Below are 26,365 nucleotides of genomic sequence, written 5' to 3' on the forward strand. Positions count from 1 at the left end.
TGAATCGCATATATCTGACTTATCAGATATATGCGCAAAAAAATTGGGCCTGTCCCATCCCCCGGTTTTCTCAGCGGCTTGTCCGGATCAATGCCCTCCGCCAACTCGTGCGGCGACGCACGCGTCACCTCACAAATCTCTGACCCGCACTATATTTGACTTTGCAGTTATTTTCAAGATTTTATCGATGTACACGACTTCGGGTCGAGGCCATGTACATCGCCACGTCAGTTGCAAACAACAGGACTGAAATCAGACAGACGCCTTGCCGATCGACGCACCGCCATCGACGAAGAGCGTCTGGCCAGTGATGAACCCCGCGTCCTCGCCCAGCAGGAAGGCCACCGATGCGGCCAGTTCCTCCGGGCGGCCGAACCGTTTCATCGGCACCAGCGAGAGAAATCGCTGCTCCGCCTCGCTGCCTGCGGGCGTGTTCGCGCGGAACATTTCGGTTTCGGTCGGGCCAGGCGCGACCGCATTGACCGTGATGCCGGACTCCGCCAGTTCAAGCGCCCACGTACGCGTGAAACTGATCATGGCCGCCTTCGCGGCGGCATACGTCGAGCGCCTGGCCACGCCCAGTACCACCAGGCTCGACAGATTCACGATGCGCCCCCAGCCGCGCTCGCGCATGCCCGGCAGCAATGCCTGAACGGTCTGCACGGCAGGCGCCAGATTATTGCCCATCGCCCGGTCAAGACCGTCGAGATCGATCGAGCCAAGCGGCGAAAGCTCGATGAAACCAACGTTGTTCACCACGCCGTCGAATGCGAAGCGCTCGGCAAGATCCGTCAGGACTGCTTGCGTAGCCGCCCGATCGGTCATGTCGACCGGCACGAGCGTGCCAGGAAATCCCGGATCGTCAGCGCGACGCGCAAGGCCAATCACCTGATGGCCCTCGCGGGCAAGACGCTCACTCAACGCCCGCCCAATGCCCTTGCTGGCGCCTGTAATCAGAAAAGTTCGTTTCATTGCTCATCTCGTTTTGTATCAGTCGATACACTATATCCCGATTCTATATCGAATGAAACAAAATTCTGCGCGCGCGTCCGCCAGACCGCTATATCGACGAACACTAGCGCCGCTTCGCGCGGCGCGTACCTCGGGCTTCTTTGACGCGCACGGCCCCCTTCTCCACTGGCATATCTTCTGCCGCGCCTTTGTCGGCGTAGCGCTCGACAACCTCGACTGCGCTTGCCAGCGACGGCGAGAGCGTCGCGCGCAAATGCTCCAGCAGCGTTCGCACCTTTGCGTCCAGATAGCGTCGCGACGGATAGACGGCAAACACGGTGAACGGGCGCAGATGGTACTGCGGCAGCACGCGCACGAGCCGGCCGGTTACGAGGTCGTCAGCCACTGAATACGTTGCAAGCGTGCCTATTCCCGCGCCGGCGAGGATCGCGGCGCGCAACGCTTCGGGAGAGTTGGCACGGAACGGCGTACGGGTGATGGTCCATACCTGGGTGTCAGCGCCCTTTTGCATATGCCATTCGTCCGGCGCAGACACAGGGCTCTCAAGCTGCAGCAACAGGTGATCGGCAAGATCGGTCAGCGTGCGCGGGTGACCACGGCGCGCGAGATATTGCGCCGACGCCACCGGCACGGCGTACGCCGCCCCCATCGCCTGCGAAATGTAGACGGAGTCTGGCAACTGCGTGGCCGAAATGATCGACAGATCGTAACCATCCTCCACCAGGCTGGGCATGCTCTGCTCGATCTTGAGCTCGACCGAGACATCGGGAAACTTCGCCTGATAGCCGGCCAGGACGCTCGCCACGCTGCTGTAGGCAAGGCCTGGCGCCGCATGTACGCGTATACGTCCCGAAGGTGTCTGGGTCGCATTGCGCGCCTCGTCGGTCGCGTTGTCGAGGTCCGCGAGAATCGCTTTCGCGCGTTCGTAGAACCGTGCGCCTACTTCGGTCACGGACAGATGGCGGGTCGTGCGATGCAGCACCACGGTCTGCATCTCCTCTTCGAGCATGGAGATCGCGCGCGAGATCTGCGCGGCTGTGGTGTCTTTTTCCTTCGCGACGGCTGTGAACGTGCCCGCCTCGACCACGCGCACAAAGGTACGAAGATTGTGGAGAAAGTCAGGCATGGAGGATTATCCGACGAAAGATGCGGGTGGAATTCGACGCCGCGCCCATTGTGGGCCGCAGCCACTTGGCGGGTCGTGCCGCCGCCTCTCAATACCTGGCGGTCTCCCAAATCGGGTTGGGCAATGTCCGCTCTTGCCCGATCAACATGTTCGACTCCATCGAACGTCTTCAACGTCAAAATCGTACGGCAAACGCGCGCTGCACGGCCAAGATGTGACCTACCGCTTAGTCGGACACTCACTAGCAACGGAGCTTGATAATGGGACTTCTGGTCAACGGCCAATGGACGGATCGCTGGTACGACACGAAATCGACCGGTGGTCGCTTCGTGCGCAAGGACGCGGCGTTTCGTAACTGGATCACCCCCGACGGCGCACCGGGTCCGCGCGGGCGTGGCGGATTCAAGGCCGAAGCGGGCCGTTATCACCTCTACGTCAGCCTCGCCTGCCCGTGGGCGCACCGAACGTTGATCCTGCGAGCGCTGAAGGGCCTCGAATCGATGATCAACGTATCGACCGTGCATTGGTTGATGCTGGAAAACGGCTGGACTTTCATGTCTGGTCCCGATGTTACGCCCGACCCGATCCACGACGCCCGGTTCCTGCACCAGATCTACACCGCCGCCGACACCGACTACACCGGCCGAGTGACCGTGCCCGTACTGTGGGACAGGCAGTCGAATACGATCGTCAGCAACGAATCGTCGGAGATCATCCGTATGTTTAATTCGGCGTTCAATCATATCGGCGCGACGCCGGGCGACTTCTATCCAGAAGCACGGCGCGGTGAAATCGACGCCATCAATGCGCGCGTGTACGACACCATCAACAACGGCGTCTACAAGGCCGGCTTCGCGACCATGCAGCAAGCGTATCAGGAAGCCGTCATACCGCTCTTCGAGACGCTCGACTGGCTCGAAGATCGCCTCGCCACCCAGCGCTTTCTGAGCGGCGATTCGCTCACCGAGGCGGATATCCGCTTGTTCACGACGCTGATCCGCTTCGATGCCGTGTACCACGGACACTTCAAGTGCAACATCCGGCGCATCGCGGACTACCCGAATCTGCTCGCTTACACGCGCGAACTCTATCAGTGGCCAGGCATCGCCGCGACGGTCAATTTCGAACATATCAAACGGCACTACTACGAGAGCCACCGGAGCATCAACCCGTTCGGGATCGTACCGAGTGGTCCGGACACCGGCTTCCTGATGCCTGTCCAACGATCCGGACTCGCGAATACGCGATCGTAACGTCGTTGCGCGCCACAGTAAGAACACCGTACATTTTCATACTATGCACTGCCAGGCAGTTTTTTAAACACACAAGAGAATCGTCATGATCCAGTTCTACTTCCATCCGTCGCCGAATCCGCTGAAGGCCGCCCTCCTGCTCGAAGAGCTGGAGGTGCCCTACGACCTGATCGCCGTCGACACCTTCAAGGGCGAGCAGCATCTGCCGACGTTCGTGAAGGTCAACCCGAACGCGAAGGTGCCCGCCCTCGTCGAGGACGGCGTCACGGTATTCGACTCGCACGCCATCCTGCTGCACCTCGCCGAAAAGCACGCCAGATTCCTTCCTGGCGCGCCAGCCGCGCGTGCCGAAATGTTGTCGTGGCTGATGTTCGTTGCAACCGGCCTCTCGCCCTTTTCGGGCCAGGCCGTGCACTTCCAGCATCATGCGCCTGAACCGCTACCCTACGCACGCAACCGCTACCTGAAGGAAGTCGAGCGCCATTACCGCATACTGGACGCGCGACTGGCACAGACGAAGTATCTGGCTGGCGACGAGTATTCGATCGCCGACATGGCGCTGTGGGGCTGGGCAAACTTCGCCGGCTACATCCTTGGCGAAAAGGGGCTGAGCGACTATCCGAACGTCAAGCGTGTGGTCGAGGAAGTCGGTGCGCGTCCGGCTGCGGCACGGGCCATGGCGCTGAAAGAGAAACTCACGCTGAAGGCGGACTTCGACGAGGAAACGCGTCGCGCGCTGTTCCCCCAGAACATCTGATGACGCGGTAATGCGCCGCGAGTCCGCCAATGGCGGACTCGCCACACCTAAAAAGGGAATCGGGAAATGAATAACGCTCAGTCTTCACGACCGGCCACACCCGGCCTTCGTTTGAACAATATTGCGCTGGCAGTCGAGAACCTCGATGCGATGATCGACTGGTACAGAACGGTGCTGGATTTGAACGTCGCCGAACGTGGCCGCTTCGACGCTGTCGGCGCGGACTATGCAATGCTCGACGGCGCGGGCTTCCGGCTTGAACTCGTCTCGCGCACCGGCACGGTCAAGAGAAGCGCCGACCGCACGGTGCCTCCTGGCCACCTCGACCTGCTCGGCTGGAAGGCGCTCGTACTCGAATCCGACGATCTCGCTGCCACAACGGCGGAGCTGATCGAGCATCGCGCAGAAATCGTTTGGGCCGACGTGCAACTATCGCCCTCCCTGCGATCGACCATGATTCGCGATCCTGAGGGCAATCTGATCAATATTGTGGGGCAAACCGCGTCCGCTTGAAGCCACTTCGCGTAAAACGCCCATCCGTGTTGGCTCAACGGTGCACGCCCGGCGTCTCGACCCTCATAGCCAGGGCACTACGTCAGGAAACGTGCGAGGCGAAAGTGGTTACCTGAAAACGGCTTCAAATGGCCATTTCCATCGCATCTGATCGAGCCTACCCTTCTTTCTATCGCTTCGCGCGATTTTCTCAATCGACCATTACTGGAGCAAACAAATGGAACAGCGTCTGGACTTCTACAAGGCAAATCCGCATGCAATCAAGGCCATGCTGGCGCTCGAAGAGCGCATTGGCAAGTCGTCGATCGAAAAATCGCTGACCGAACTCGTTCGCCTGCGCGCCTCGCAGATCAACGGTTGTGCGTTCTGCGTCGACACGCATACCGCCGATGCCCGCAAGAACGGCGAGACCGATCGCCGTCTGGCCACCGTCGTCGTGTGGCGCGAGACGCCGTTCTTCACCGCGCGCGAGCGCGCTGCGCTCGAATGGACCGAAGCCGTCACGCTCATCTCGCAGAACCACGTGCCCGACGCTGTATGGCAAGCCGTCAAGCCGCATTTCAGCGACGAGGAACTCGTCGATCTGACGTTGCTGGTCTCGGCGATTAACAGCTGGAATCGCTTTGCGATCGCGTTCCGCAAGACGCCGGCCTGAGGCGGGAAGCGCCTGGCGCGCATCATCTAGTCTCACGCAGCGCCAGCGGCTCCCTTGAAACTGCAGTTGCCGAATTGGCGCAACATGCGCGACCGCCCCCTCACGAGCGGTGGTTGCGGCTCCCCCTTATCTCTTCCTGCCGACCCGGTGACGTCGTGAATCGCTCTTCTGCGCTACCTGCCTCGCTGTTCAGCGCCGTGCTCGGGCTTTCGGGCCTCGGTCAATCCTGGCGCGTCGCGCACCGGCTCTGGCACACGCCTTCCATCATCGGCGAAAGCATCCTGCTCCTCGCTGCACTCGTCTGGCTCGGTCTGCTGATCGGCTATGTTGCTCAGGCGATGCGCGATCCGGCCAGGACAATCGATGAGTTCAACCACCCGATCAGCGGCGGCACACCGGCGCTGATCGGTATCGCGACGCTCCTCATGTGCCTCGCCGTTTTACCGTGGTCGCGAGCGCTCGCATGGACGCTGACAGTTACGGGCCTCGCGTGGCATCTCGCGTTTTCCGTGTGGCACACCGCCGGGCTATGGCAAGGTGGTCGCCAACCACGCGATGCAGCACCGACACTCTATCTGCCAACCGTAGCCGGCAATTTAGCAGGGGCCGCGGCGCTTGGTTCGCTCGGCCAGCCCTCGTGGGCATGGCTGTTCTTTGGTGCCGGCCTGTTCTCGTGGCTCGCGCTGGAACCCCTCGTCGTCCGTCGCCTGTGGCACGGTGAACCATTGCCCGCCGCCCAGCGCACGCTGTTGGGCATCCAGTTTGCACCTCCCGTTGTGTGCGCAACGGCGCTTCTCATCATTGCGCCAGACACGCCGTCGCCATGGCTCCTGATGTTACTCGGCTATAGCTTCTTTCAGATGCTGGTTGGCCTGCGATTGCGCGCTTGGGTCACGTCGCATCCGTTCACTCACGCGTGGTGGGCCTTCAGTTTCGGCGTCGTGTCAGCGACACTGACGTGCGTCAAGCTTGCCGCCGGAGGCACGCCAGCGGCCCAAACACTTGCGCTCCCGGTTTTCGGCGGAGCCAATCTGCTTATTGGCTATCTGTGCGTGCGCTCACTGGTCACGGACAAACATAAGTTAAGGATGTTATTTTGATAAGTATTATTATCATAAGTCACATAGTTATCGAGTAAACTCGGATGTATGAAAACGCGTCACACCCCGCTGCCCGCTCCGTCCAGACGATCACGATTCGTCCGGCTTTCCCGATGCCGCCGAACTCGCCGTGTTGCGCGCCTGGTATGCGGGCGCTGCCGTGCGGCCCGCGGTCGAGCGCAACCTGCCCTCAGCGCTGGGTGACAGAAAATCGGCGCGCGGTATGCTCGGCCGCATCCGACGCACGCTGATGGCGCTCGTGCGTGCCCCGCAACGCAGCGCACCTACCGCAAGGAAGCCGAGCGGTTGATCCTCTGGGCCGTCGTCGAGCGCGGCCGCGTGCTGTCATCGCTTACGACGGAAGATGCCATCGCCTGGTCGACTGTGAAGCCAGTGTTGCGATGGCAGAGTCAGTGAGATTGTTGAAATCGCCGCCGGCCTGAATCGCAACGCTCTCGTGTTCGACAGCATGCGGGCATTACTCGCGCCGGCAATAACACGCGTGAGCGCTGTGCCGGACGAAAACGTGGTGGTATCGCGCAAGCCAAATACGGGCAATTTCGCTTCACGCTCGATGCAATGTTCTTGCTTGTCCGCAAGCCGCTTCTCGCGAGTTGGCAACGGCACCTTTGGCTCGCGATTCTGACGCTTGTACAGTGATCAATATGTTTTGATGCCCCCCTTGCGCACAATCGGCATATCGAACGCCAGACCGCTGCGTACCGCCTGAATACGTGAGTGCACATTGAGCTTTTCAAAAATATTCTTGAGATGCCACTTAATGGTTTCCGGAGCAACGCGCAACGCACGGGCAATTTCCTTGTTCGAAAGACCGCGCGCCACATAATCGAGAATCTCAACTTCGCGCGCGCTCAAACTGCTTGCAGCGAGACTGTGGGCGGTCGGCCCAGACACTTTCGCCACGCCACCAGGCGCGCTCCCGGCAGTACCGGTGAATGCCGAGTTGATCTCGTCGAGATACCACGGGCTCACGTCAGGAAAACGCTTCAGATTCCCGCTAATCGCCGACAACAGCGGAACGAGGCCGTCGCCTTCGTCGACCAGCGTGCGCACGAGGCCATGACGCTGCCCATAGGCCAGCGCCTGCGCGAGCAGCACCCATGCGGCCTCCTCGTTGCCGGCGGCGTGCCAGGCCAGCGCGCCTGGCACCGCTGCCTGCGCCGCGAACCACGGCATGCCGCGCGCGCCAAGCTCCCGATGCAACGCCTCGAACACCGCAGCGGCTTCGGCGGCATGGCCGTCACTCGCGAGCAGGCGCGCGCGGGCCAACTGCGCGAACGACCACGTTTCGATACCGCTGCCCGCGGCGGACGGCGCATTGCCCTGAACGTCCACGAGCGTGCGTAACGCTTCGCCATGACGATGCGCTTGCGTGAGATTGCCGTCGATCAGGCTTACGCGCACCTGCGCGCTCACGCACGCCGCCTGCAATCGCAGCCATCGCCGCCCGGCCGCGACGCGCTCGACATCCTGCAACAACGCCTGCGCGCCGCCGAAGTCGTGTGCCTGCACGAGATCCATGGCCGCCGTGAGCGCGAAGCGCAGCATCGGCCCGAGCGAGCACGATTGCAGCGCAATCGGCAGGCGCTCGCGCTGCAATTCGCGCACGCGCGCGAGGTCGCCCCACTCGTACCAGATCGCACCCAGATAGCCGGCCGGCAACGCCGCCGCCGCGCACAACCGCCCCGCGCGCTCCTCGGCCATACGCAGCGCGCTCTCGAATGTGCGCGCCGCATCGTGCAGTCGTCCCGCGACGAATTCACCGAGCCCGCTCATGCTGCGCCGGTAGACATTCGAATAGAGCAGCGCGTCATCGGCAGCTTCGTCGCGGGCGCGCAGGCGCAGCACTTCGTCCAGGCCGCCTGCGTAGCTCAAACCAAAAATCAGCGTGGTCTGGCCGATCTGTTCGACCCACGTGCCCACAGACGGTCGCGCCTCGAGCACCTCGCGGCCGAGGCGCAGCGATTCGGCGCTTTCATCGGCGAGTCCTGCGACCAGCGAGCGCACGGCGAGCACTTCCAGCGCGGCCACGTCGTCGATAGCGAGCTTGCCGCTGCCGATATCCGCTTCGATGCGCTCCAGCGCACGGCGCGCCGCGACGATCTGCAACGACAGGGCCAGCGCCCACGCGTGCGCGAGGCGCAAGCGCACGCGGCCTTCGAATGCAGCATCGGGCAGGCGCGCGATCCAGTTGAGCACGGTGCGCACGTCGCTCGCCGCGATCAGATCCATCGCGCAGGATTCGACCCAGTCGGCGGCCTGTCCCACTTCGCCCGCCGCCAGCGCGTGGCGCACCGCCTCCGGCCACAAGCCCGCCGCGCCCAGCCAGCGCGCCGCCGCGCGATGCAAAGCGGGCACGGTCTCGGGCTTGCGCACCTGCAACTCGTCGCGCAGGTACTGCGAGAACAGCGCGTGATAACGGAACCATTGCACCTCGCCGTCGAGCGCCTTCACGAAGAGATTGCGCGCGCTGAGCCATTCCAGCATGGCGTGGGCGTCGTCGCGGCCCGTGAGCGCATTGCACAACGCAGGCGTCATGCGTTCGAGCACAGCACTCGCGAGCAGGAATTCGCGCACGGGCTGCGGCAGGACGTGCATGACGTTTTCGTTCATATAAGCGGCGATACCGCCGCGCGCCTGGGCGATGCGGCGCACGACCTGCGACGCGTCCACGTCGTCGTGCAAGCCGAGCGCGGCCAGTTGCAGGCCGGACACCCAACCTTCGGTCGCGCCGACCAGCGCGTCGAGATCGGCGCCCGCGAGTTCCTTTCCCGCCACGCGCCGCACGAACTCGGCGGCTTCGCTGCGCGTGAAGCGCAAGGTATCCGCGTCGAGCCAGACGAGTTGATCGCGCGAGGCAAAGTAGCTAAGCGGCAGCGCGGGCGTCGACCGGCAGCCCAGCACGACATGCAGATGCCCGGGTGCGTGGCGCAGCAGGCTGAACAGCGCCTCGTGAATCGCGGGCGCTTCGAGGCGGTCCACATCGTCGAGAAAAAGATAGAGCGGCGTATCGACGGCGGCGAGTTCGTTGAGCAGTTCCGCGAAGGCCACATGGATCGGCAGCACGGCGCGCTCGCGCAATTGCTGCTGGGCGTGCGCGCCCACGCCGCCGCTGGCCTCTACCACCGCCGCGATCAGGTAGGCCGCGAAGGTGGACGGTTCGTCGTCCTCGTCGTCGAAACTCACCCACGCCGCCTGCGCGCCCTGTGCAAGCAGCGCCGCGCGCCATTCGGCCAGCACGGTGGACTTGCCATAGCCGGCTGGCGCGCAGACCACCGTGAGCCTGCGCTCGCGGCCCGCGCGCAGGCGCTCGAGCGGCACGGTGCGCGCGATCTGCTCGCGCGCCTGTGCGGGCGAAAGCTTGGTGCGGATGAGCGCTGCGGCGTCCGCGGGCGCATCGCGGCGGGACCTGTCGGGGCGTGGGTTCATCGGCGTGGCTGGCTCCTCGGCGGCAGCACGCTCACGCTGGGCGTGGCGCGCACGAGCCGCTCGATCTCCTGTTCTTCGGTAGACAACGCGGGCGCGAGTGTCGCGCGCAAATGCCCGACGAACGTGCGGATGCGCGCATCGACATAGACGCGCGACACGTAGACAGCGTAGACGTTGAGCGTTTGCAGGCGGTATTCCGGCAGTACGCGCACGAGCGTGCCTGCCCGCAGATCGTCGATCACCGAGTATATGGCGAGCGATCCAATGCCGCTGCCCGCGCGCAAGGCGACGGCGAGCGCCTCCGGCTCGTTGATCTGCAGCGCGGGTTCGCCGAGCGCGTGCACCGATTCACCGTCGGGGCCGTGCAGGCGCCACTCGTGCGCGGGCGCAGCGGGCGTGTCCAGGCCGATGCAGGCGTGCCGCGCGAGATCCGCGGGCGTGCGCGGCACGCCATGGCGCGCGAGCCACGCGGGCGAGGCCACCAGAACGCTATGGCTCACGCCGATCTGCTGCGCGATATAGCCCGAGTCCGGCAAGGCCGAGGCGCTCAGCACGGAGACGTCGTAACCCTCCTCGACCAGATTGGGCAAGCGCTGCGAGAGCGTGAGTTCGACGCCGACATCGGCGTAAAGCTCGCGGTAGGCCACGACCGACGCCGTCACGTGACGCTGGCCGAGGCCCGGCATCGCATGGACCCGCAGCCGCCCATACGGCCGCACGAGCGCATTGCGCGCTTCGGCGTTGGCCTCGTCGACATCGCCGAGGATCGGCCGCACGCGCTCGAAATAGCGTCGCCCGCTTTCGGTGAGCGCGAGGTGACGCGTCGTGCGTTGCAGCAGCCGCGTCTCCAGATAGCCTTCGAGCTGGGAAACCGCGCGGGACACCATGCCCGTCGAAGTATCCATACGCTTCGCGGCCGCCGTGAAACTGCCGGCCTCCACGACGCGCACGAAAGTACGCATGTTTTCGAGCATGTCCATCGTCATCTGCGGGTTGTGCAAGGCGGCGCGCCGCCATCTAATCAGGCATTATCGGCGCCGCGCGGCAACCGATCAGCCCCCCACCCGGGGGGGAACGCGCTTTGTCGCGGCGTCCTGATAGCGTTCGCGCAACGCGCGCTTGTTGATCTTGCCGACGCTGGTGCGCTCCAGACTTCCCACGATCAGGAGCCGCTCCGGGACCGCATAGCGCGAGATCAGGCCGCGCTCGGCCACACGCTTGAGGTGCGCCTGCAACTGCGCGGGCGTGACGCTTTCGTGGCCCTCGGCGAGCACGACCAGCGCCAGCGGCCGCTCGCCCCAGCGCGCGTCCTGCACGCCGACCACTGCCGCCTCGCGCACGCCCGGATGAGTCGAAAGCAGATTCTCCAGTTCCAGCGACGACACCCATTCGCCGCCCGTCTTGATCACGTCCTTGATGCGGTCGGTGATCTGCAGATAGCCATCGGCATCGATCACGCCGATGTCGTTCGTATGCAGATAGCCGCCCGCCCAGAGCGCGGCGCTCGCCTGCGCGTCGCCCAGATAGCCCTGCGTGGCCCAGGGCGCGCGCACGACCACCTCACCCGCCGATTTACCGTCGCGAGGCACGTCGCGCATATGCCCGTCGACAATGCGCAGGTCCACCAGCGGCAAGGGCATGCCCGCGCGCGTGCGCACACCGACATCGCCCCGCTGCCCCGCTTCGCCGCGCGCCTGGGCGAGCGTGAGCAGCGGACACGTCTCCGACATGCCATAGCCCGTGTACACGTCGATACCACGCGCGCGCGCGGCCCGTGTCAGCCCCTCCGAAAGCGGTGAGCCGCCCACGATCACCTTCCAGCGCGAAAGATCGAGCCCCGCGGCCGCCGGACAGGCGAGCAGCATGTCGAGCAGCGTCGGCACGCAATGCGAGAACGTGACGGCCTCGCGCCCGATCAGGCGCAGCAGGTTCTCCGGCGTGTAGCGTCCCGGATACACCTGTTTGAGCCCCATCGCCGTGGCGATAAAAGGCATGCCCCAGGCGTGCACATGAAACATCGGCGTGATCGGCATATAGACGTCTTCCCGATGCACGCGGCCCTGCTCGCGCGCACTGCCGAGCGCAGCCATACCCGCGAGCGTGTGCAGCACGAGCTGGCGATGGCTGAACGACACGCCCTTGGGCAGCCCGGTCGTGCCCGTGGTGTAAAACGTGGTCGCGCGCGTGTTTTCGTCGAAGTCGGGGAACGCGTAGTCGGGACTACTCGCGCTCATCAGCGCTTCGTATTCGCCGTGAAAATCAGCGGGATGGATTGCGTCTTCGACGTTATCGCCAATCAGAACGAACGTACGCACTGTCGTGAGCCGGGGGCGCAGGCTGACCAGCATCGGCAGGAAGTCCCTATGCACGATCAACACCTTCGCCGCCGAATGATTGAGCGTATAGAGCACCTGATCGGGCGAGAGCCGCACATTCACGGTCATCAGCACCGCGCCCATCATCGGCACGGCGAAATAGCATTCGAGGTAGCGATGGCTGTCCCAATCCATCACCGCCACGGTGTCGCCAGCGTTCGCACCCGCACTCGCCAGCGCACTTGCCAGTTGCCCGAGCCGGTGCCTGAAATCCCAATAGGTGTAGCGCACATCGTCGCCATAGACGATCTGCTGCTCGGGGCAGGTCGCGAGCGTCGTATGCAGCAATTGCTTGATGAGAAGCGGATAGGCATACGCCGCGTCATCGTGGTCCGTCGTGCTCTCTACTTTTTCTTTAGTCATGCCAATCTCTTCGATAGACGTTCGCGAATCGGATGCAACAGGCTAGCGAAGCGGGCTCGCGAGTTCAGCCCCCTGATCGGGGGGTATCGCGCCAGCGTGTGTTCACGCGCATTCGCACGCCGCCTGCAACGATGATTTCCTTGCCGCGAGGTATTCGGCGCAACTCGCCGCCCTACAATCCGCCTGCCTCGACGCCAGCGGGTTGCACGTTGTTCCCGCGCCTCGCGTCGCAACCTTTATGAGGATGTTCCGATGTCGCAATCGTCGACCATCAATCGGCGCGTCGTGCTGCATTCGCGTCCGCTGGGCGCGCCCACGCACGACAATTTCCGTCTCCACGAAAGCGCCGTGCCCACACCAGGCGACGGCGAAGTGCTATTGCGCACGCTCTGGCTATCGCTCGATCCCTACATGCGTACGCGCATGAACCATATCGGATCCTACGCACCGCCCATTGCGCTGGGCGATCCGATGGTGGGCGCGACCGTGAGCCGCGTAATCGATTCGAAACATGCGCAGTTCAAGCCCGGCGATCTCGTGCTCGCTCACTCGGGCTGGCAGGACTACGCGCTGGCGCACGGGGGATCGCTCACGGCGCTCGACGCTGTCGCCAGGCCTTCGCATGCGCTGAGCGTCCTCGGCATGACCGGCTTCACGGCATACTGGGGCCTGCTGAAAATCGGCGAACCGCAACCGGGCGAAACCGTCGTGGTGGCCTCCGCGAGCGGCGCGGTTGGCGCGGTCGTCGGGCAGATCGCGAAGCTCAAGGGCGCGCGCGTGGTAGGCATTGCAGGCGACGGCGGCAAATGCCGCTACGTCACGGAACAACTGGGTTTCGATGTGTGCCTCGATCGCCGTGCGCGTGATTTTGCAGAGCAACTGTCACTCGCCTGCCCTGCAGGCATCGATGTCTACTTCGAAAACGTGGGCGGCGCGGTGTTGGACGCGGTGCAACCTCTGCTCAATGTGGGCGCGCGCATTCCGCTGTGCGGTCTGATCTCGCAATACAGCGCCGATAGCGCGCCGCCGACGCCGGATATGCTGCCTGGTTTCCTGCAGATGCTGCTGTTCAAGCGCATCCGTATGCAGGGATTTATCATCGGCGACCACTACGCGAGCGGCTTCGACGAATTCCTGCGCGACATGAACGCGTGGATTGCGCAGGGCAAGGTCAAGCTCCAGGAAGATATCGTCGATGGGCTCGAGCATGCGCCTGAAGCATTTCTCGGGCTGCTCGCCGGGCGCAATTTCGGCAAGGTGGTCGTGCGCGTCGCTTACGATTAAGCGGCCTATTTCTCCGATGTTTTGGCCCCCCGTTCGGGGGGCTTTGTGCGCGGCCCGCTATTTCCTACCATGTTCTCTGTGGATCGCGCCGCGCTTCGGTTCTGGCCTTGATGCTCGCGCTGGGCGCAAGCCGCCACGTCGCCGATTTCGAATTTTCCCTGCATTCCCCACGCCTTCGACATTGCGCTCAAGGAGATCTCATGACCGCCGCCCAACAAGCGTCCGATCGCGCGCCTTCGCCCGATCACGCCGAACACAACGCATTCTTTCCCTCCCCGTATTCGCTCACGCAGTACACCGCGTCGAAAACCGATTTCGATGGCACGACCTATCCGAACCCTTATAAAGAGGGCAAATGGAAGGTGCTGATGATCGCGACCGACGAGCGCTACCTCCTCACAACCAACGGCAAGTTTTTCTCGACGGGCAATCACCCGGTCGAAATGCTGCTACCGATCCATCACATGGATCAGGCCGGTTTCGAAGTCGATATCGCCACGCTTTCGGGCAATCCCGCCAAGCTCGAACTTTGGGCCATGCCGAACGAAGACGAAGCCGTCCTGAGCACGTATCGCAAGTATTTGCCGAAGCTCAAGCAACCGCTCAAACTCGCGGACGTACTGGAAAAGAGCCTTGGCACGAACTCGCCTTATATCGCCGTGTTCGTGCCGGGCGGCCACGGCGTGCTCGCGGGCATTCCGTACAGCACAGAGGTCAAGCAGCTACTCAAATGGGCGATGGACCACGACAAGTACATCGTCACGCTTTGCCACGGTCCCGCGTGTCTGCTCGCCGCCGCTGTGGACGAAGATCCGGTGGATTATCCGTTCAAAGGCTACGAGATCTGCGTGTTTCCCGATTCGCTCGATACGGGTGCGAATCAGGAGATCGGTTATATGCCTGGACTGCTGCCGTGGCTCGTGGGTGAGCGCCTCGAAAAGCTCGGCGTAAAGGTACTGAATCGCGGCATCGATGGCCGCTGCCATACCGACCGCAAACTCATTACCGGCGATAGTCCGCTGGCCTCGCACAACCTCGGCAAGCTGGCCGCGGCTGCGCTGTTGAAGGAAGTAGGTCTGTAAAAGCGGCATCACGCGATGCGCGCCCGCTGGTCTGGCGGGCGCGCTCGTTTTGCGCTTACTGCGGTGCTGCCGCGCGCGTAGTCAACACGATCTTGCCGATGTGCGTGCCCGAATCCATTAACGTGTGCGCATCGCGTGCGTGCTCCAGCGCGAACTGGCGATAGATCATCGGCTTCACGCTGCCGCTGCGAATATGCGGCCAGATGTGCGTTTCGAGTTCGTGGATGATCGCCGCTTTCTCCTCATGCGTGCGCGAACGCAGCGTCGAGCCGATATGCGTGAGCCGCTTCGTAAGCATCGGAAACAGATCGACCTGCGTGGCCGGCCCCTTGATGACGCCGATCTGCACGATGCGTCCGTTCACCGCCGCCGCCGCGAAATTGCGCGCCACGTAATCGCCCGCGATGATATCGACGATCACGTCGGCGCCTTTGCCTTCGGTAAAGGCGAGCGTCTGGGCAACGAAGTCTTCGTGGCGATAGTCAATTGCGAGATCGGCGCCCAATGCAAGGCTCGCCGCGCGCTGCTCATCCGAGCCGACCGTCGTGATGATGCGGCCCGCACCCAGGGCCTTTGCGAACATCGTGGCCGTGGTGCCGATACCAGACGCGCCGCCGTGAATCAGCACGGTTTCGCCTTTCGCGAGTTTGCCCCGCTGGAACATGTTGAGCCAGACTGTCATGAAGGTCTCTGGCATCGCGGCGGCTTCCACAAGACTCAAACCCTGCGGAATGAAAAGCGTGTTCGATTCGTGCGCTGTCGCGTACTCGGCATAACCGCCGCCTGGAATCAGCGCGCAGACGCGGTCGCCCATCATGAAACGCGAGACGCCCGTGCCGAGCGCAACCACTTCACCCGCTATTTCAAGGCCCGGCAGATCGGATGCGCCCGGCGGCGGATCGTAGAGCCCCTTGCGCTGGAACACGTCCGGGCCATTGACGCCCGCCGCGTGGATGCGAATCAGGACCTCGCCGGGGCCCGGATTCGGCACGGCGCGCACCGTGGGCGCCAACACATCCGGCCCGCCCGGCTGCGTAATCTCGACCGCCGACATGTCCGGCGGAATCTTCTGTGCTGCATTTGACATCGATTCATCCTCGTAAGCTCGATCGACGAGCGTGGAAACCGGAAGGTTTCGTTGAACTGCACGCCCCGGATCTGCAAACGAGTATAGTTTTCGGGGTCTCGCGCGCCACGCAGCAATTTACAGACGCAGTGATGCAGATTTGCATCAGCATCGATTGGAGTATTCATGAACTGGGACGACGCCCGCATCTTTCTTGCGATCCGCCGCGAAGGCACCTTGCGTGCCGCTGCGCGTGCACTCAATCTCGATCAGGCAACGGTGGGTCGGCGGCTCGCAACGCTCGAACACAGCTTGGCCGCGACGCTATTCTTACGGACTTCGAAGGGTTATGCGCTCACGCAGGCCGGTCAGATCGCCGTGAAGCACGCAGAAAATATGGAACGCGCGGCCCACGATCTGACACGGCAGACGCAAGGTCTCGACAAGCGGCTCGCGGGCGACGTCAAGGTCACGACGACCGATGCGCTTGCGCTCGAATTTGTGATTCCCGCGATCGAGCGCCTGAACGCGAAGCATCCGGACGTGTGCGTGCATCTGAGCACGTCGACGAAACTGCTTAACCTCGCCAAACGGGAAGCGGATATCGCGGTCAGAACGGTGCGCCCGCGCAATCCCGGGCTTGTTGCCCGGCAGCTTGTCAGTTGGGAAATGGGCTTGTTTGCCTCGCAAGCCTATCTGGATCGATACGGCGAGCCTGAACAAGGACAAGCCTTCGCGGGCCACGAGCTCGTGGTGTATCAGCCTTACATCGACGCGGCCCGCGTGCCTGCGCTGGCGGGAGAACCGCTGCACGGCGGACGCATCGTCGCCCGCTTCGATTCGAACCTCAGCGTGCGCGCGGCCATCAAGGCGGGTATCGGCATCGGCGAGATACCCGCAAGCATGGGCGCGAGCGACGGCCTTATCCGCATCTGGCCGTCATGCAGGCGCGAAACGCCGTATGAAGTGTGGCTCGTCACGCATGAGGATTTACGCCGTACGGCACGCATTCGCGCGACTATCGACGAGATTGGCGAGCGATTCCGGATCGATAGGTGAGCGCAGAGTGCTCGCGAAAGCCATGAGAAGCATGATCGGAAAAGGCGCAACAGCGCACCGCTTAGGGCACCGTACCCGATCCTGGACAGAGCCTTACGCGCTACTTCGATGGACTGGCTGGTGGCGAATCTTCGCGAAAGAGGCCGCTGAGCTGCGCACGTAACTCGGGAGAATCTGTGTGATGATGCACGCTCACCGCGTGCTGCACTGCGGCTTCCATGAGTTCCGTCTCTGTATCTGCCGAGATGGCGACCGAGCAGTTCATCTCGCTCGGAAACTCCCTGCAATCAATGTACTTTCGCGTCATGACGATACTCCTCGCTGGCGGTAGAAAATGTGTCCGCAGCAATCATCCATATGCGTAAAGATTATAGAACCCGCACGCACTGATTGCTAAAATTGCCAATGTAGCGTCAGTGTGCACAGGGTTATAGATCCGGCATAGATACGGATTTATCATATTATTTAAATTAGGTTTTCTAACTTTTATAATCTAATCTAACTTCGTTCTTGACTATATCAACGACAAAGATTGAGCACGGGTCACGACCAGATACGGCCTGGCTACGATCGCGCCAAAGTGAGACAACCCGCTTACGTGCAAACATGACGAATCACAACGCTTGCGTTACTCCACTCGCCTTCCACTTGCAGCATCGGGCCATCGTCTCTGGAGACTGAATAACGCTGCAAAAATGCCGTCGCCGTCTTAGATCCCTGCACCCGTGGACAATCAGCCGCCCGTCAGTTTTCCGACTCGCGTGCATGCGTATTGAGCGCATCGACAGCGGCCTTGTATAACTTATCGTCAGCAACGTACACAATCAGCGCGTCGCCATGTTTGAGTTTTCCGAACGACGCACAAAGCTGTTCCGCCGCACTCCTGACCGGGGAAAGAACGACGACTTCAATTTCCCCCTCGGATCGTAAATCGTCCAGGTCGCTCAGCCTGGTCACGCCCTCCCCGTAACGAATCTCAACCAGCACCTGACCTCGCGCCAGGCTATAGGATCGCGTGCACTCGCCGCCGGCGTGCGCAACAGCCTTTTCTGTCATTTTTGGGCTCTCAGGTTCCAGCTAACCGGCACTCATACGTGGCACCGTAAGACAAGAGTAAGCGAATGTAATCTTCCGGGCAACAAAGCTAAAACGTGACAGCCAACAATTATCGTCAGGCAGTTCGCAGAGGGCCGAGAAGACGAAGTTGAAATTCCCCCCCCCTGCACTCACCGGGCTATCCGTATCGGCACGCTTTCTGCTCACGAGGCAAACTCGTCGTCGATGAATGATCGGCAGGGTGATCGGTACGCGGTCATCCGACACCTTGGCATCACGCCGCTCGATCCTGTTCCGGTTAGCGGCATGCAAGAACGCACTGAAACCGTCCGGTACTCAAAGGAGCCACAAAATGAAGGTCCTTTGGCGTTGCTTTACGATCGTCCATGGGCTAATGGCGGCTCTCTTCACCTGTGCAGCGCTCATGTTGATTGCGATTGCCGCACGCACCGGATGGACGGCGTTCACAGGTCAGTGGAACGAGGCGAGCGCGCAGTCCATTATTGAGGCGCTGGGGCTACTGGCCGGTGCTGTTGTCGCGATTCAGATCGCCGAGACCATTGTAGAAGAGGAGGTGATTCGCGAAGCCGACGTGAGCGGACCGACGCGAGTGCGACGCTTCATGTCCCGGTTTCTGGTGGTGGTGGTCGTGGCGCTTGCCATTGAAGGTCTCGTCGCAACGTTCAAGGCGCTGCACCAGGACCCATCGCAGCTATGGTTTGCGGCGGGGCTGATTGCTTCCACGGCCATGCTTCTTGCGGCCTGGGGGGTGTTCGTTCACCTCAACCGGTCCGCGGAAGAGCTGGAGCCCGAGGCAATGGAGAAAGCGAAGCGGGAGGACGCGAAAATCCAATAGCTCACATTCCCCGCGATGGAAAATGGGGGCGTTGCTGGAATCGCAGAATTTTTTGTGCGCCTGCCGGGAATGTCTTGGTCGATAGCCGCCGCAATTTGAATACGGCGGCAAGGGTCTAGCACGCGGCGCGCGAATCCGGATGCAATCCAGCCGCCTTCTCCTTGCCCACTGCCATCGTGGCATCGCGCGCCAGGCTGAAATCTGGCGCGTTGGGACACATGCCTTCAAAGATCGGCACGCCATGCGGATCATCGCAGCGGGCGACCGCGTATCGACCGTACCAGCTACCATCTGGCTTTCGCCTGACGAGTGTCGTGACCCGGAAGATGCCTACGATCTCGGTAGCCATGCCACCTTCCCCATCACACGTTGCAGGTCCGGCATGCTAGCACGAGGAAAAAGCACGCAGATTTTTCGAGACGGGGTGTGCCCCGCTTGCGACGCTCGCCGGAGGTGGCGAGCGGGTCCAGGTGCTCTTGCGTGAAGCCTGCTACTCGTAAGCCGAAAAGCACACGGAACAGTGTGCCTGCTCTACGGCATTAGAAGCTTTGCCAGTCATGTGGGCCGTTTGGCGCTGCGGCACTCGTCGCTTTGCGTGCAGCAACGACGTCTCGCCGACCACGAGCAGACGCACCTGCCGCGAAACCAGAACCATTCGCCACGCCCTCCGGATGCCCTGCCTCGCCCACTTTGAAAACCGACACCGCCGCGCGCAGCGTTTCGGCCTGATCGGCCATGGCCTGCGCGGCCGCACTCGCCTGCTCGACGAGCGCGGCGTTCTGCTGCGTGACCTCGTCCATCTGCGTCACCGCCACGTTGACCTGTTCGATGCCGGTGTTCTGTTCGACCGATGCGGACGCAATCTCCCCCATGATGTCCGTCACGCGCTGCACCGAGCGCACAACTTCGCTCATCGTCTGTCCGGCCTGCTGCACGAGCGCCGAACCGTCATGAACATGCGCAACCGACGTTTCGATCAAGTCCTTGATCTCTTTGGCCGCTGTGGCACTGCGCTGCGCAAGCGTGCGCACTTCGCCGGCGACGACCGCGAAACCCCGGCCCTGTTCGCCCGCGCGCGCCGCTTCGACCGCCGCATTCAGCGCGAGGATGTTGGTCTGGAACGCGATGCCTTCGATCACCGAAATGATTTCCGCGACCTTCGACGAACTCGACGAGATGTCCGCCATCGTGCTGACGACGCGCTGTACGACTTCCCCGCCGGCCGCCGCTGTTTGCGACGCGGTCGTGGCGACCGTGCTGCCCTGACGCGCGTTATCGGTATTCGCCTTGACCGTCGACGTCAGTTCTTCCATGCTGGCCGCGGTCTCTTCGAGCGATGCCGCCTGCTCCTCCGTGCGCTGCGATAGATCGAGATTGCCCTGCGCGATCTCGCCCGCCGCCACCGAAATCGATTCGGCCGAATGTTTGATGCCAGAGACGATGGTAGTCAGACGCGCACGCATCGCTTCGAGGGACGCCATCAGGCTGCGCTCGTCGTCATGCGCGAGCGCAATGGACACCTGCAGATTGCCTGCGGCGATTTCGCCGGCAATCCGTTGCGCGTCGTTCGGCTCGCCGCCCAGTTGACGCAGCACGCTACGTGTAATGAGCACGGCGGTGACGATGGCAACGCCAATAGCGAGCGCTACCAGCGAGCCGACCAGCATGCGGATGCTGGCGTAAGTGGCTACCGCCTCTTTCTGGGCATCGGCGTTTTCCTCGTCCTCGCGATCGGCGAGCGCGACGGCTTTTGCGAGCCAGACGCGCTGCGGCGGACGGGCCTCGTGCATGATCGTCCGGGTCGTCGTGGCGATATCGCCTGCGACCGCCTGTTCAATCGCTTTCTTCATCGGAGGAACCGCCACCAGCTCCTGCTGATCGACCTCGGCTAGCAGCCTGCGCTCGCCATCTGTCGTGCCAGGCTCCTGCGCGAACATGTCGCGCAACGCTTTGGCCGCATCGGCATACACCTTATCCTGTTCCTTGATACGGTCGACTTCGGCTAACAGTTCATCATGATTATCCAGAAGCGCGAGATTGCGAACCGCGATGGCGCGATCCTGAATCGATGATTTCAAAACGTTGGCAAGTCGGGCCTCGGCATTATTGACTCGCGCAATATCATCGAGCCGGCTATTCAGTTGCGATAGACCGTAAAAAGCAATTCCAGCCACCACAATCAGCAGCACAGTCAGCAGGGAAAAACCTGCAATCAGGCGGGTCGATAATCTTGTATTCTTCATATGAATTCCGGGCAAAAACGCATCGCTGGGATAAGGGTTTCACCTATCTAGTTACGACATTGCCGCGGCATTCTGAAGGCCTATTGAAGGGCTTTCGTTATTTTGTTTATTACATGCCATTATTTATAGAGAAACGAAATTACGAACGTTCGTATATATTGAAACTATATTGCCGTAGGTACTGTGGATTTACGCTTGAAAACGATCGACCGTATTTTTGCTGCGAAGCTTGCGTCGAACCATGCAAAGCGCGCTGTATTTCATTGCGCAAGAGGGACGTTCAAAGCCCGTGCCAAAATCGCAGAGATTTAAAGATCGCAAGTGAGTTCGCTTTAAACGAGTCGAGGTTCGCCCCCTTGTAGCCAGGTTCGCGTGCGCGCGCTAGTGCGCTCCGACAGGCCGACACAATGCGGAAAGATACGTTTCCCGAGGGCACCTCAATGCCGCTTCACATTGACGCACGAACGACGAGTTATCAACCCGGCGAGACACAGCAATCTGAGCCGCTCAATCGCACGCTACCGGGAGAAGTTGGGGCAGCACGGCCACAAGGCTCACATGAACTGTCGGGCCTTACCGCAGCACCCAGTCGTAAACCATCTCTGCCGCAGTCCGCCGACCCGCCCGCGATAAAGCGTTCGGCTGATGACATTAACGAAGCGATGGAGCAACCGGCGAAGCGAATGAGACTGAACGCCGCGCTGCCGCCCCGCGCCGAGCACCCGGCATCGGCCATGCCGGCACATGCATCGCAAATCGGCGCAATCTCGTCGCATGCCGCCGGAGCCCCCCAACTCGGCGGAAAGGTGATCGACATTCCCGATCTTCCGGTGCACTCGAAGGTTCCAACCACGGAGCAGGCCAGGCAGATCGAATCGAAGATCAAGAACGCGTTGAAGGACCAGCACGGGCCTGTCGAAGTGTTCGGCTATCACGTCACCACTCAGGAAAATGCCGACGCGATCAGGAATCAAGGCTTTTCTGCCAATGCGAATACCGGCCAGGGGGGCGGCATTGCCGGAATGAACATTCACGGATCCGGGCTCTACACGTCCAGGCGTCCCGCCGACGACTACCTCAAGCCCAACAAGACCAATGTCATGTATGCCGTGGTGGTACCGCAAAGCGCCGGGTTCAAGCAAGGAACGGGCAAAACAGGAAAATCGTGGGACGCCGCGAGCAACGCTGCCACTGCCCACGATGGGGATTTTGTGAATAGCATGAGTGGCGACCGCAAGGTCAACCCAGGCGCCATTTCCAAGGTGGGTCTGGTCCCAGTCGCGACGATTCCCCCCTCGATGTCGCCGGAACTTCTCGCCATGCAGCCTGGAGCGTCGAATAAGCGGGTGCCGCCGAAGACAGTCTCTCCCGAACTCCATAACTGGATTTCCGGTGCAGTCGAGAAACATTCGGATGCAGTGCAGGCCATCAGCGACGAGCCGGATCCCGATAAAAAGCTCGACCTGATAAACGACCTCAGGAGCAAAATTGTGGCGGACGGTGGCATGCACGAAGACGCCGACAACCGGCTCCTGATGATGGATCTCAAGTCACGCTATCAATAACCGCTGCGCGTGCGACCCGTATTTCCCAAGACTTTTGATCGGTGCATAACCATCCATTAAGCCATTTAGCGCATCGAGCTGTATGTATTGCATCAAGTGCTGCATAGCAGCGGTATCGCATGCGTTGACATTGATTGCGCCCTTCGGCAACTGGGACATGCGAGCCCAGTGTCCCCAGTCAAGCCCGTTTCGTTTCGTTTCGCGTTGCCCGGCTTCGCAGGCCAGCCTTCCTTCGCCGCTCCGGTGACTACGATGCGATATGGCGCCTACGTGCGCCTCACGTTCAACCTCACGCGGAGTACACATATGAGTGCAATCGGAAAAGCGATCGAAGGGCTGGCGCATGACGTCGGTCAGGCGGTCGAAGGCGTCGCCAAGGGTATCGGCGGCGTGGTCAAAGGGGGCATGGAGCTCGTCGAGGGCGCGCTGACGCTTAACCCGAAAAAGATGGGTGAAGGTCTCGGCGATGCCGTGGGCGGCGCGCTGAAAACGGGCACCAATCTGCTGCAACTCACGCCTGAAGGCCTCGAAGCGAGCGCGGCCAATCATTTGCTGGACGGCGCGCTCGGCGCGTTGGGCGGCACCGGCATGAACAGCGGCCTCGCGATGACCGGCGTGCTCGCTGCGCAAAGCCTCGTGCGCGGCGCGGGTGCGGGTCTTCCCATTTGAACGGAGGCACGACATGGACACGCTCACCCAGACGCCTGCACCGGCGGCATCTTCTTCATCGATTCAGTTGCACGCGCAACCGTTGGCCGACTACAGCACGCCTGAGGCGCTAGGCGCGGATCTCGTCGCGAGCATCCGCGACAACGCGCTGGATCGCGCGCAAGCGCTGCTCGAGCGCCTCAACACCGAGTATCCGCAAACGCGGGATCTGCTCGTCTTTCCGGTGATGATCGCCATCCAGCGCGGCCGCGCGCACGACGCCTGGCAATACGTCAACGGTGCGGGCGACGAACACGCGGCGCTCAAGGCGCTGTGCCTGCGTCGCCTGAACGACCCGGCGTGGCACGGCTACGCGCAGAGCGCCAGCGAGCATTCCGACGTGCATGTGCGCAAAGCGATGCGTAATCTGCTCGGCAGCCAGGACGCCGACGACCTGCACGAGAGCTATCGTTGAGCCGTTTGCGGCTCGCGGCGCGCGCGGATCTCGACGTCTATTTCGACGCCGATTCGCGCCGCTACGGCTTCGTCCCCGGAAGCGGGCGCGCCATCGCGGCGCGCGCCGCTTTTTTTGCGCGCTATCGCGATTGCCCGTCGATCGGTTTCGAGTGCGATGGCCGCGCAATCGGCGGCATCCTGTTCGATGGCGAAACCGCGCATATCGCCGTGCTGCCGCAGTACCACGGCCACTGGGCGCGCCTGCTCGCACCCGCGCTCGACTGGCTGTTCGCGCTGCAACCCGTGATCTTCGCGGAAGTGGAAGCCGACAACGCCGTGTGTCTCGGATTCATGCGCCGCAACGGCTGGCCCGCCGTCGCGCGACGCGGACACTGGATCGTGCACCGTATGACGAAGCGCGCGTGATGCATCGAATCTCATCGATCAAGCAAAAAGGGGCGGCTGATTTTTCAGCGCCCCTTTTTCACAGTAGCGGCGCACGAAGCGCCGCAGGTTTCGCGTGCCGTTCAGACCAGGCCTTGCGCCGCGTTCTGGAAGTTCTGGATGCCGGAGTTGCCATCCGCGCCCGCAACGTCATGCGTTTCGATCTTGTTGAACGTATCGGGATTCGCGAGCATCGTCTTCGCGGCCTGCTGGACTTCGGCCGACGGCTTCTGGCCATTGCCGCCCGCCGCTTCGCCTTGCGAGAGCTTGTAGAGGTCCTCCACGTTCAGCGCCTTGTTGCCGTTCGTGCCCATGTAGCCGGCCAGCGCCCCCGCCGCTTCGTTCGTGCCCATCGCGTTCGCGCCGCTGGCGTCGTCGGTGCCGGACGTGCCGCCCGCGTTGTTCGTGCCGCCCGTGCTGCCGGAGTCGCCGGTTGCGATATTGCCTTGTGCGGCGTTCTCGAAGTTCTCGATGCCCGACTTGCCGTCCGCGCCCGCGACGTCGTTGGTTTCGATCTGCTTGAAGGTATCGGGATTCTGCAGCATGAATTTCGCGGCCTGCTGCACTTCCGCCGACGGCTTCTGGCCATTACCGCCCGCCGACTGCCCTTGCGCGAGCTTGTAGAGATCGTTCATGTCCAGCGCCTTGTTGCCGTTCGTGCCCATGTAGCCCGCGAGTGCGCCCGACGCGCTCTGCGCATTCATCGACGAACCGTCGTCGCCCAGGCCGCTTGCGTCGCCCGTGCCGCTGGTTCCGCCCGTGCTTCCCGTGCTGCCGTCATCGCCGCCAGCGCCGCTGGCGTCGTCGAGCGCAATGTTGCCCTGCGCGGCGTTCTGGAAATTCTGGATGCCCGACTTGCCGTCCGCACCGGCAACGTCGTTGGTTTCGATCTGCTTGAACGTGTCGGGATTCTGCAGCATGAATTTCGCGGCCTGCTGCACCGCCGGCGACGGCGTCTGCCCATTGCCGCCCGCCGACTGCCCTTCCGCGAGCTTGTAGAGATCGTTCATGTCGAGCGACTGGTTGCCATTGGTGCCCATGTAGCCCGCCAGCGCACCGGATGCGCTCTGCGCGTTCATGCCGTCGCCGCCGGAACCGCCCGTCCCGCCCGCGCCACCGGTGCCGCCAGTGCCGCCCGATGAGCCGTCACCGCCATCGCCGAGTTCAGCGAGATCCTTTTCGAGCGCCTTCGCGAGTTCCGGGCCGAGCACCTTGGCGAGTTCCTTCATGAGCGCGCTATCCTGGCCGCCCGTGCCGCTCACGTCGTCCGTCGATTGAAACTGGCCGCCGCTGATCGACGGATCGAGATTGAGAGAGACCATGATGTTGTCCTGTGAGAGTAAGTTAAGAGACGCTCGAAACCGTCGTCGTCCATGACGGATTCAGTCAAATGAACGCGCCGCCACCCGGCACGCCAATAAACCACAAACTTCGCAATCCTTTATATTTATTACGGATTCCCTATCGACTGGCTGACACCGGTTTACGCATCGCCAGACATCAGGCGCGCATCCACATCATCGAAGACGTGCAGGCGTCGCGTGCCGGCGTGGCGTCGGCTTTGGCAGGCAGCGCCGCCTGCTGGGTGGCCGCCGCCTGCGCGAGCAGCCGGTTGCCGATTTGCGCGGCGTGCGGATACGCATCCTGATCGACCGCGGTGCGCGCATAACTGTGCCAGAGCGGATCTTCGAGCCCGTACAGGCAGACGGCCATCAGCACCGCATGCATGGCCGAGCGCTGCGCCTCTGCATCGGCGTCTTCCAGTACGCGGCGCGCCGCGTCCCACTCGCCGCGCCGCACATGGCGCCACGCCATCACCGTGCCTGCGCCGCGCCAGCGCGGCCGCAGCACGCGGATCGCTTCGAGCAGATCCTCGAAGTCCGCCGGGTCTTCGAGCTGCGATGCGTTCCATAGCACCTTTGCGAGCCCGCCCGCGACGTCTTCCCTCAATCGTGTGTAAGTCACTATTCCCTCGCGAGCCCTCGGGGCCATCAGGTCGAATTGCCGGGAAAGACGCGGCGCGCGCGGCGCGTCGTCGTCCT

25 protein-coding genes and 1 pseudogene are annotated in these 26,365 nt (G+C 62.4%); 14 read left to right on the forward strand and 12 right to left on the reverse strand.

The genetic code is table 11. From position 1 onward, the window contains the following. Window positions 1-252: 252 nt before the first annotated feature. Both G3N59_RS29660 and G3N59_RS29665 read right to left on the reverse strand, forming a co-directional pair. The gene (locus G3N59_RS29660; RefSeq protein ID WP_205986390.1) at window positions 253-972 is read right to left on the reverse strand and encodes an SDR family oxidoreductase; all 720 of its coding nucleotides are present in this window, start codon (window positions 970-972) and stop codon (window positions 253-255) included. Window positions 973-1,075: 103 nt separating this feature from the next. Continuing rightward, window positions 1,076-2,098 (reverse strand): LysR family transcriptional regulator, encoded by a 1,023-nt coding sequence (locus tag G3N59_RS29665; protein ID WP_205986391.1) that lies wholly within the window; start codon window positions 2,096-2,098, stop codon window positions 1,076-1,078. 260 nt (window positions 2,099-2,358) lie between these two features. On the opposite strand from G3N59_RS29665, the gene G3N59_RS29670 reads away from it, so the two are divergent. The 6 genes and pseudogenes from G3N59_RS29670 to G3N59_RS37155 all read left to right on the forward strand — a co-directional run. Next, on the forward strand, window positions 2,359-3,351 hold the full coding sequence (locus tag G3N59_RS29670; protein WP_205986392.1) for a glutathione S-transferase family protein: 993 nt from the start codon (window positions 2,359-2,361) through the stop codon (window positions 3,349-3,351). 85 nt (window positions 3,352-3,436) lie between these two features. Then, a complete protein-coding gene (locus G3N59_RS29675) occupies window positions 3,437-4,108 on the forward strand; it encodes a glutathione S-transferase N-terminal domain-containing protein (RefSeq protein ID WP_205986393.1) in 672 nt (223 codons plus the stop codon). Between the two features lie 66 nt (window positions 4,109-4,174). Continuing rightward, window positions 4,175-4,621 (forward strand): VOC family protein, encoded by a 447-nt coding sequence (locus tag G3N59_RS29680; protein ID WP_205986394.1) that lies wholly within the window; start codon window positions 4,175-4,177, stop codon window positions 4,619-4,621. 217 nt (window positions 4,622-4,838) lie between these two features. Further along, the gene (locus G3N59_RS29685) at window positions 4,839-5,276 is read left to right on the forward strand and encodes a carboxymuconolactone decarboxylase family protein (RefSeq protein WP_205986395.1); all 438 of its coding nucleotides are present in this window, start codon (window positions 4,839-4,841) and stop codon (window positions 5,274-5,276) included. 155 nt (window positions 5,277-5,431) lie between these two features. After that, window positions 5,432-6,376 carry a dicarboxylate transporter/tellurite-resistance protein TehA gene (locus tag G3N59_RS29690; RefSeq protein ID WP_205986396.1) on the forward strand — a complete coding sequence of 315 codons (945 nt, stop codon included), beginning with the start codon at window positions 5,432-5,434 and terminating at the stop codon, window positions 6,374-6,376. A gap of 48 nt (window positions 6,377-6,424) precedes the next feature. Beyond that, window positions 6,425-6,632: pseudogene (locus G3N59_RS37155) on the forward strand (integrase); the annotation flags it as partial. A gap of 404 nt (window positions 6,633-7,036) precedes the next feature. On the opposite strand, the gene G3N59_RS29695 reads toward G3N59_RS37155, so the two are convergent. The 3 genes from G3N59_RS29695 to G3N59_RS29705 all read right to left on the reverse strand — a co-directional run bounded on the left by G3N59_RS29695 (window position 7,037) and on the right by G3N59_RS29705 (window position 12,564). Beyond that, complete coding sequence (locus G3N59_RS29695; protein WP_205986397.1) at window positions 7,037-9,826, reverse strand: LuxR C-terminal-related transcriptional regulator; 2,790 nt, start codon at window positions 9,824-9,826, stop codon at window positions 7,037-7,039. Beyond that, complete coding sequence (locus G3N59_RS29700; protein ID WP_205986432.1) at window positions 9,823-10,806, reverse strand: LysR family transcriptional regulator; 984 nt, start codon at window positions 10,804-10,806, stop codon at window positions 9,823-9,825. The genes G3N59_RS29695 and G3N59_RS29700 overlap by 4 nt, the downstream gene beginning before the upstream one ends. Window positions 10,807-10,878: 72 nt before the next feature. Next, entirely contained in the window at window positions 10,879-12,564 is a 1,686-nt protein-coding gene (locus G3N59_RS29705; protein WP_205986398.1) for a fatty acid--CoA ligase, read from the reverse strand. 252 nt (window positions 12,565-12,816) lie between these two features. Here G3N59_RS29705 and G3N59_RS29710 point away from each other — a divergent pair, with 252 nt between their 5' ends. Together G3N59_RS29710 and hchA are read left to right on the forward strand one after the other, a co-directional pair. Beyond that, on the forward strand, window positions 12,817-13,848 hold the full coding sequence (locus G3N59_RS29710) for an NADP-dependent oxidoreductase (RefSeq protein WP_205986399.1): 1,032 nt from the start codon (window positions 12,817-12,819) through the stop codon (window positions 13,846-13,848). A 200-nt stretch (window positions 13,849-14,048) separates the two neighbouring features. Then, on the forward strand, window positions 14,049-14,930 hold the full coding sequence (gene hchA, locus G3N59_RS29715) for a glyoxalase III HchA (protein WP_205986400.1): 882 nt from the start codon (window positions 14,049-14,051) through the stop codon (window positions 14,928-14,930). Window positions 14,931-14,985: 55 nt separating this feature from the next. On the opposite strand, the gene G3N59_RS29720 is transcribed toward hchA, so the two are convergent. Continuing rightward, window positions 14,986-16,017: an NAD(P)H-quinone oxidoreductase gene (locus G3N59_RS29720; RefSeq protein WP_205986401.1), complete on the reverse strand. Its 1,032-nt coding sequence runs from the start codon at window positions 16,015-16,017 to the stop codon at window positions 14,986-14,988. A gap of 165 nt (window positions 16,018-16,182) precedes the next feature. On the opposite strand from G3N59_RS29720, the gene G3N59_RS29725 reads away from it, so the two are divergent. After that, window positions 16,183-17,055: a LysR family transcriptional regulator gene (locus G3N59_RS29725; protein ID WP_205986402.1), complete on the forward strand. Its 873-nt coding sequence runs from the start codon at window positions 16,183-16,185 to the stop codon at window positions 17,053-17,055. A gap of 100 nt (window positions 17,056-17,155) precedes the next feature. Here G3N59_RS29725 and G3N59_RS29730 read toward each other — a convergent pair whose 3' ends face one another. Continuing rightward, on the reverse strand, window positions 17,156-17,362 hold the full coding sequence (locus tag G3N59_RS29730; RefSeq protein WP_205986403.1) for a DUF1059 domain-containing protein: 207 nt from the start codon (window positions 17,360-17,362) through the stop codon (window positions 17,156-17,158). Between the two features lie 437 nt (window positions 17,363-17,799). Beyond that, the gene (locus G3N59_RS29735; RefSeq protein ID WP_205986404.1) at window positions 17,800-18,111 is read right to left on the reverse strand and encodes a hypothetical protein; all 312 of its coding nucleotides are present in this window, start codon (window positions 18,109-18,111) and stop codon (window positions 17,800-17,802) included. A gap of 352 nt (window positions 18,112-18,463) precedes the next feature. Here G3N59_RS29735 and G3N59_RS29740 point away from each other — a divergent pair, with 352 nt between their 5' ends. After that, on the forward strand, window positions 18,464-18,967 hold the full coding sequence (locus G3N59_RS29740; RefSeq protein WP_205986405.1) for a hypothetical protein: 504 nt from the start codon (window positions 18,464-18,466) through the stop codon (window positions 18,965-18,967). A gap of 115 nt (window positions 18,968-19,082) precedes the next feature. Here the strand turns inward: G3N59_RS29740 and G3N59_RS29745 are convergent, their stop codons facing one another. Both G3N59_RS29745 and G3N59_RS29750 read right to left on the reverse strand, forming a co-directional pair. After that, window positions 19,083-19,316, reverse strand: a complete 234-nt coding sequence (locus G3N59_RS29745) for a hypothetical protein (protein WP_205986406.1) — start codon at window positions 19,314-19,316, stop codon at window positions 19,083-19,085. A gap of 190 nt (window positions 19,317-19,506) precedes the next feature. After that, entirely contained in the window at window positions 19,507-21,210 is a 1,704-nt protein-coding gene (locus tag G3N59_RS29750; protein WP_205986407.1) for a methyl-accepting chemotaxis protein, read from the reverse strand. 683 nt (window positions 21,211-21,893) lie between these two features. Here G3N59_RS29750 and G3N59_RS29755 point away from each other — a divergent pair. From G3N59_RS29755 to G3N59_RS29770, 4 genes are all read left to right on the forward strand, one after another. Further along, complete coding sequence (locus G3N59_RS29755) at window positions 21,894-22,775, forward strand: hypothetical protein (RefSeq protein ID WP_205986408.1); 882 nt, start codon at window positions 21,894-21,896, stop codon at window positions 22,773-22,775. A gap of 306 nt (window positions 22,776-23,081) precedes the next feature. Then, window positions 23,082-23,444: a hypothetical protein gene (locus tag G3N59_RS29760; protein ID WP_205986409.1), complete on the forward strand. Its 363-nt coding sequence runs from the start codon at window positions 23,082-23,084 to the stop codon at window positions 23,442-23,444. 13 nt (window positions 23,445-23,457) lie between these two features. After that, window positions 23,458-23,898: an HrpB1 family type III secretion system apparatus protein gene (locus G3N59_RS29765; RefSeq protein WP_205986410.1), complete on the forward strand. Its 441-nt coding sequence runs from the start codon at window positions 23,458-23,460 to the stop codon at window positions 23,896-23,898. Beyond that, window positions 23,895-24,305 carry a GNAT family N-acetyltransferase gene (locus G3N59_RS29770; RefSeq protein ID WP_205986411.1) on the forward strand — a complete coding sequence of 137 codons (411 nt, stop codon included), beginning with the start codon at window positions 23,895-23,897 and terminating at the stop codon, window positions 24,303-24,305. The genes G3N59_RS29765 and G3N59_RS29770 overlap by 4 nt, the downstream gene beginning before the upstream one ends. A gap of 101 nt (window positions 24,306-24,406) precedes the next feature. Here the strand turns inward: G3N59_RS29770 and G3N59_RS29775 are convergent, their stop codons facing one another. Together G3N59_RS29775 and G3N59_RS29780 are read right to left on the reverse strand one after the other, a co-directional pair. After that, a complete protein-coding gene (locus G3N59_RS29775; protein WP_205986412.1) occupies window positions 24,407-25,645 on the reverse strand; it encodes a hypothetical protein in 1,239 nt (412 codons plus the stop codon). A gap of 178 nt (window positions 25,646-25,823) precedes the next feature. Further along, the gene (locus G3N59_RS29780; RefSeq protein ID WP_205986413.1) at window positions 25,824-26,288 is read right to left on the reverse strand and encodes an HrpB1 family type III secretion system apparatus protein; all 465 of its coding nucleotides are present in this window, start codon (window positions 26,286-26,288) and stop codon (window positions 25,824-25,826) included. Window positions 26,289-26,365: the final 77 nt, after the last annotated feature.

This window comes from Paraburkholderia sp. Ac-20340 (genome assembly GCF_017104965.1).
Lineage (GTDB): Bacteria > Pseudomonadota > Gammaproteobacteria > Burkholderiales > Burkholderiaceae > Paraburkholderia.